This window comes from Leptolyngbya cf. ectocarpi LEGE 11479 (assembly GCF_015207065.1).
Lineage (GTDB): Bacteria > Cyanobacteriota > Cyanobacteriia > Phormidesmidales > Phormidesmidaceae > Leptothoe > Leptothoe ectocarpi.
Genome location: NZ_JADEXP010000415.1, coordinates 1 through 5,524 on the forward strand (window position 1 = coordinate 1; position 5,524 = coordinate 5,524).

6 protein-coding genes and 1 CRISPR repeat array are annotated in these 5,524 nt (G+C 47.3%); of the genes, 4 read left to right on the forward strand and 2 right to left on the reverse strand.

Annotated features, from left to right (window positions below):
* The first annotated feature begins 236 nt into the window (after window positions 1-236).
* Window positions 237-1,241 carry a CRISPR-associated endonuclease Cas1 gene (cas1, locus tag IQ260_RS27185; RefSeq protein WP_193996211.1) on the forward strand — a complete coding sequence of 335 codons (1,005 nt, stop codon included), beginning with the start codon at window positions 237-239 and terminating at the stop codon, window positions 1,239-1,241.
* A 3-nt stretch (window positions 1,242-1,244) separates the two neighbouring features.
* Window positions 1,245-1,520, forward strand: a complete 276-nt coding sequence (cas2, locus tag IQ260_RS27190) for a CRISPR-associated endonuclease Cas2 (protein ID WP_193996212.1) — start codon at window positions 1,245-1,247, stop codon at window positions 1,518-1,520.
* A gap of 248 nt (window positions 1,521-1,768) precedes the next feature.
* Window positions 1,769-3,569: direct repeats of the CRISPR family, unit length 35 nt; unit sequence GTTCCAAACCCATTACCCCTAACGGGGACGGAAAC.
* Between the two features lie 97 nt (window positions 3,570-3,666).
* Here cas2 and IQ260_RS27195 read toward each other — a convergent pair.
* Both IQ260_RS27195 and IQ260_RS27200 read right to left on the reverse strand, forming a co-directional pair.
* Window positions 3,667-3,879: a DUF3368 domain-containing protein gene (locus IQ260_RS27195; protein ID WP_193996213.1), complete on the reverse strand. Its 213-nt coding sequence runs from the start codon at window positions 3,877-3,879 to the stop codon at window positions 3,667-3,669.
* A 28-nt stretch (window positions 3,880-3,907) separates the two neighbouring features.
* The gene (locus tag IQ260_RS27200) at window positions 3,908-4,156 is read right to left on the reverse strand and encodes a UPF0175 family protein (protein WP_193996214.1); all 249 of its coding nucleotides are present in this window, start codon (window positions 4,154-4,156) and stop codon (window positions 3,908-3,910) included.
* Window positions 4,157-4,432: 276 nt separating this feature from the next.
* Here IQ260_RS27200 and IQ260_RS27205 point away from each other — a divergent pair, with 276 nt between their 5' ends.
* Both IQ260_RS27205 and IQ260_RS27210 read left to right on the forward strand, forming a co-directional pair.
* Window positions 4,433-4,750, forward strand: a complete 318-nt coding sequence (locus IQ260_RS27205; protein ID WP_322745060.1) for a DUF433 domain-containing protein — start codon at window positions 4,433-4,435, stop codon at window positions 4,748-4,750.
* On the forward strand, window positions 4,747-5,094 hold the full coding sequence (locus IQ260_RS27210) for a DUF5615 family PIN-like protein (RefSeq protein WP_193996215.1): 348 nt from the start codon (window positions 4,747-4,749) through the stop codon (window positions 5,092-5,094). The genes IQ260_RS27205 and IQ260_RS27210 overlap by 4 nt, the downstream gene beginning before the upstream one ends.
* The last annotated feature ends 430 nt before the right edge of the window (window positions 5,095-5,524 follow it).

Sequence of the window (5,524 nt, forward strand, 5' to 3'; positions counted from 1 at the left end):
GTTGCTCAGCCGAGCGGGAGGGAGAGTTGAGGGGAGAGAGTTATCCCCTATGGGGGATGATAACGCAAGGTTGGAGGATGTCTGTCATTACGATTGGTGAACATCCATACTTCAGGCGTTTTACTGGCAACCCCCTGGTCAGTTAATACCAATATCTTCTAAGGCTTACGGTAGGCATTGTCCCAACTAGCTGCCGGATAATGAAGAGTGCTGCATAGTGATAAGGATGACTAGCCATGTCTACGATTTATCTCACGCATCAGGGCAGCAAAGTTACCAAGCGGCAAGGACAGTTTTCGTTTAAAGGGCCAGAACAATCAGATTTAGAGGTACCGATTCGTGAAATTAACCGGATAGTGGTGTTTGGTAATATTCATTTGACGACACCGGTTATTGCCACGTGTTTACAGACAGAGATTCCGGTGGTGTTTTTGTCACAGGCTGGCAAGTATAAAGGACATCTGTGGAGTGCTATCTGTGAAGATCTAACAGCAGAGATGGCACAGTTTGCCCATTGGAAAAAGTTAGAGTTTCAGCGGACAATTGCGCGAACGATCGTGCGGGGCAAACTGGAAAATTCTAGGCGCTTACTTTTACGCCTCAATCGTAAACGAAAGCTGGCTAAGGTCGCTGATGCCATTGCAGGTATTGCTGCAGATATTCAGGATTTAGATTTAGTGAATGAGGTGGATCAGCTGCGGGGATACGAGGGAATTGCAGCGGCTCGATATTTTCCGGCTTTAGGGCAGCTGATCGCGGTGGATGAGTTTCGGTTTAGTCAGCGTAACCGTCGTCCGCCTAAGGATGCGACGAATGCCATGTTGAGCTTTGGCTATACGCTACTGCACAATAATGTATTGAGTTTGATATTAGCTGAGGGGTTAAATCCGTACCTGGGGAATTTGCATCGGTCAGATCGCAAGGAAACGCATCTGGCGTTTGATTTGATTGAGGAGTTTCGTTCACCTGTGGTGGATACGTTGGTGATGACGGTGATTAATCGTGAGGTGATTAAGCCGGATGATTTTGTGCCATCAGCTGATAACGGGGGGATTTATCTAAGTGATGAAGCTCGTCGTCGCTTTATTCGGGAGTTTGAGAAACGGCTCAGTAGTGAAACGGCCCATCCGAAGGTGAAAAAGCCGGTTAGCTATCGTCGGGCGATTCAGCTGCAGGTGCAGTGTTATAAGAGATGTCTGCTGGGTGGTACGGCCTATGAAGCTTTTTTACGGGCGGTGTAGGTAATGCTAGTGCTGGTTATTTATGATATTCCGGATCATAAGCGTCGCAAAAAGCTATCGGATTTTTTGGAAGGCTATGGGCGGCGGGTGCAGCGGAGTGCGTTTGAATGCTTTTTGAATCTGGGTGAGATGAAGAAACTGTATGAGCAGCTGACTAAACGTGTGGTGCCTGCTGAGGATAATGTGCGGCTGTATTGGATTAATGCGGATGCAATGCCGCGTACGTTGACGTTGGGGAGTCGGCCACCGCAGCCGCCACCGGATGCTTATGTTTTGTAGCGGGCCTTGATTTGTGAGATTGGAGAGGCTATCGTAAGTTCAGTGATTTTATGGAGTCGATGCACTTCAGGAGAACCTTGAAAACTGCATAATTGCATGGAGGTCCGTCGATGGCCTATGGGGCCAGGGTTTCAGACGATAACTATTGGTTTTACTGATAGGTCAAAGTATGGTTTGATACACTTGGCTGTGGGGTGCGTCGATTGAGGGCCTGTAAGCTATGTTTCATAAGTGTTTCCAGGCAAAGGGTTCCAAACCTATTACCCCTAAAGGGGACGGAAACTTCTGAAATTATGTTTTCTAAGACTTTTCCTGACACGTTCCAAACCCATTACCCCTAACGGGGACGGAAACTATATCTACACTCCTAAACTATTTGGTCTGAAGGCTTGGTAAGTTCCAAACCCATTACCCCTAACGGGGACGGAAACCGGAATACTGGCCAGCGTCTAAGCGCGTCTCACCGTATTGTTCCAAACCCATTACCCCTAACGGGGACGGAAACCCGGTTACAGCAGGTGGATCAGGCTCAGCTGTGATTGTTCCAAACCCATTACCCCTAACGGGGACGGAAACGCTAGCATTTCAGCTACTTCTGTGTCGCCGTCTAAGGGTTCCAAACCCATTACCCCTAACGGGGACGGAAACTTAATGGTTTATCTGTTGGGCTACCATCTTTGGTTCCAAACCCATTACCCCTAACGGGGACGGAAACAGTGAAGATGTTATTTAGCATGATTTTGGTTTAGGTGAAGGTTCCAAACCCATTACCCCTAACGGGGACGGAAACACAATGGACGCTCTTCTACAAGGTCATAAAGCTCGTTCTCGGTTCCAAACCCATTACCCCTAACGGGGACGGAAACAACCGGCTCCAGCGGTTGAACGTGGCTGTGATCTCATCGAAGTTCCAAACCCATTACCCCTAACGGGGACGGAAACGCTTTCAATATTGATTGCTCTAGTCGATACGAGTACCAGTTCCAAACCCATTACCCCTAACGGGGACGGAAACTGATAACTTAGCAGATTCGCTCTTAGGCAGCCACTCGGTTCCAAACCCATTACCCCTAACGGGGACGGAAACTTTTTGTCGTATATCCGTTGAGCTACTCGCTTTTTGTTCCAAACCCATTACCCCTAACGGGGACGGAAATTGACTCTTGGTTGTTAGCGGGTGGGGGTTCTTATTAATTTGTTCCAAACCCATTACCCCTAACGGGGACGGAAACTACAACTCCACTAAATGCAGCTTTCAAGTCATCATCGGTCAAGTTCCAAACCCATTACCCCTAACGGGGACGGAAACTCGACTAGTCAAGCTCTAAACTGGTTTTCGTCTAAAGGGTTCCAAACCCATCACCCCTAACGGGGACGGAAACTTAACCAAATATTAAATAGTCAAATACTTATTTTTAAGTTCCAAACCCATTACCCCTAACGGGGACGGAAACAGTATTACTATTTGGTATCTTTCAGGGTTTTCATAGAGTTGTCGTTCCAAACCCATTACCCCTAACGGGGACGGAAACGTAGCGCTCAATCCAACCAATTAACCCAGCTACATGCTGCCCTAGTTCCAAACCCATTACCCCTAACGGGGACGGAAACATTAAAACAATCGCCCGATATAGTGTTCTCGAATTGTTCCAAACCCATTACCCCTAACGGGGACGGAAACTTAAACTAGATGAATGAGGCTCTGAGTAGTTAGCTTGACGTTCCAAACCCATTACCCCTAACGGGGACGGAAACAGACTCAATGCCAAATTGTGTGAGCTAACCGATGGTGAGTTCCAAACCCATTACCCCTAACGGGGACGGAAACCCAAGCACATTCAGGCCAGAAAGCTATTTAGACTGCCTGAGTTCCAAACCCATTACCCCTAACGGGGACGGAAACCAGACTCTTGAAGTAAAGACGGATCGATTGAATATAGTTCCAAACCCATTACCCCTAACGGGGACGGAAACAGAAGTGAGACAACTATAGGAACGGCAACAGCGAAGAATGGCTCCAAACCTGTTACCCCTAACGGGGACGAAAACTCATCACCCAACAGCGTATAGAGTACATGTCAGCTAAGAGTATTCAAAACCTGTTACCCCCCTAACGGGAATGGAAACTTCAAATGCTCAATCAACATCACACATCTTTCTCCTGAGCCATTTTAAGAATCAAAGCATAGAGCGCAGGAGAGACTCGAAAGGTGGCATCAGCCATCAGGATATCCATCACTGGCTTTACCGCTGCAATCAGCCCATTAGTCTTAGCATCCACCAAAATACCCAGTAATCCAGTAATTCGGATTCCTAACCGCTGAGCCTCTGCACGGCCCCGACGTTCATCAATCGGCATTGAGCGCCTGAACTATCACTGACAACGATCACAGGCGGTTTAGCTCCCGTAAGTTTTTCAGATCTACCTCAAAATCTTCTACGTCATATACATAAAGCGGCACTTGACGAGATTTGAGAAACTCCTGAAAAGCAGGCTTCTCCATCTCCGCCATTTGGGCCGCATAACCTAGGGTCAACCGCCCTGACTGAAACAGATGCAAAGCAATTTCCTGCAAAAATTCCGCCTGGCTTAGTTCAGAGGCTCTGATAATTTCATCTGAAATCACAATGCTCATATCAACCTACCTAAACTAGGATGCCAACCGTATCCTCTATAAGGATAACGCTGCTGATTCTTTACCATCGCTCACATCCCAACCTTAATGCGATCGCACCCAACCATCCAAATCAGAAGGTTATTAGGCCAATCATCCTCAGGGACCAATTATCCGGGTATGCCAAGGAATCAGTCATAAATCCCTGCTGTCTTATTCTGACATCGTTTAAGGTAGAACTATGGAAACCGTTCAGGCAAGTTCCTCGCCCTGCCAAACTCTTAAGGAAGCGTACCCGTGGCATATGTAGCAACGGAATATAAGCATATCCAACTGGATAATGAGCAGGTGCCGATGATTGAGGGCACCACCATGAAGGTTGTGGAACTGATCACCTCGCACCAGGCCTACGGCTGGAGCCCTGAAGAATTACATTTTCAATACCCGCACATTGCACTAGGCAAAATTTATTCTGCCCTGGCCTACTACTGGGACCATCGAGAAGCCCTTGATGCCGATATCCAACAGCGTTTAGAACACGTTGAGCAACTGCGTCAATCAGCTCCATCGTCACGCATAGCTCAGAAGTTGAAAGAGCGTGGCATGATTTCATGAGCGTAGCGCTCTATATGGATGAAAATGTCCCCCGTCAAATTACAACAGGACTCCGTCTTAGGAGCATCGATGTTTTGACAGTTCAAGAAGATAGCCGTGCGGGGATAGCTGATCCAGAGGTACTTGATCGGGCCACCAAGCTAAAACGAATTCTATTTTCTAGAGACGATGATCTGCTGGCGATCGCAAATCAAAGACAGCAGCAGGGCCAATTCTTCTATGGGATAATTTATTCCCATCCACAACGCAGCAGCATCGGCGACTGCATTCGTAACCTTGAACTGATCGCAGCTGTCTGTGACGTGGAGGATTGTCTTAATCAGGTGCAGTATCTGCCGATGTAATTTACCCATCAAAACCAAACTTGATCATGGCAATCCACACTATATTGGCTGGTATATATTTGGTAGTTGATTTCTACCAATCGACAAAATTCAATTAGGCAAAGCAATCCAAGCCTTTATTTCATCCTTGGGGTAGTAGGGGGCGTGGGTTCAAATCCCGCCGCTCCGATTAATGAAAACCGCTGATATCAGAGGTTTTTGTGCTTTAAACTATTTTTACATACAGGTAGGCAGGGGGCGTCTCTGTCAATAGAATTGCAACCAACACCCGCTTGACTCAAAAATCTGGGCCTGATAGCCTACCTGACTTTTCCTACTAAGTGTTCAAACCCTTGATAGTCATTACTTGTGGCCCATAGCCTGATCATCCGCTAAAGTGAGTGCACCGCTACCCAGGGAGCCACCGATGAGTACAGAGCGCTATGAGCAA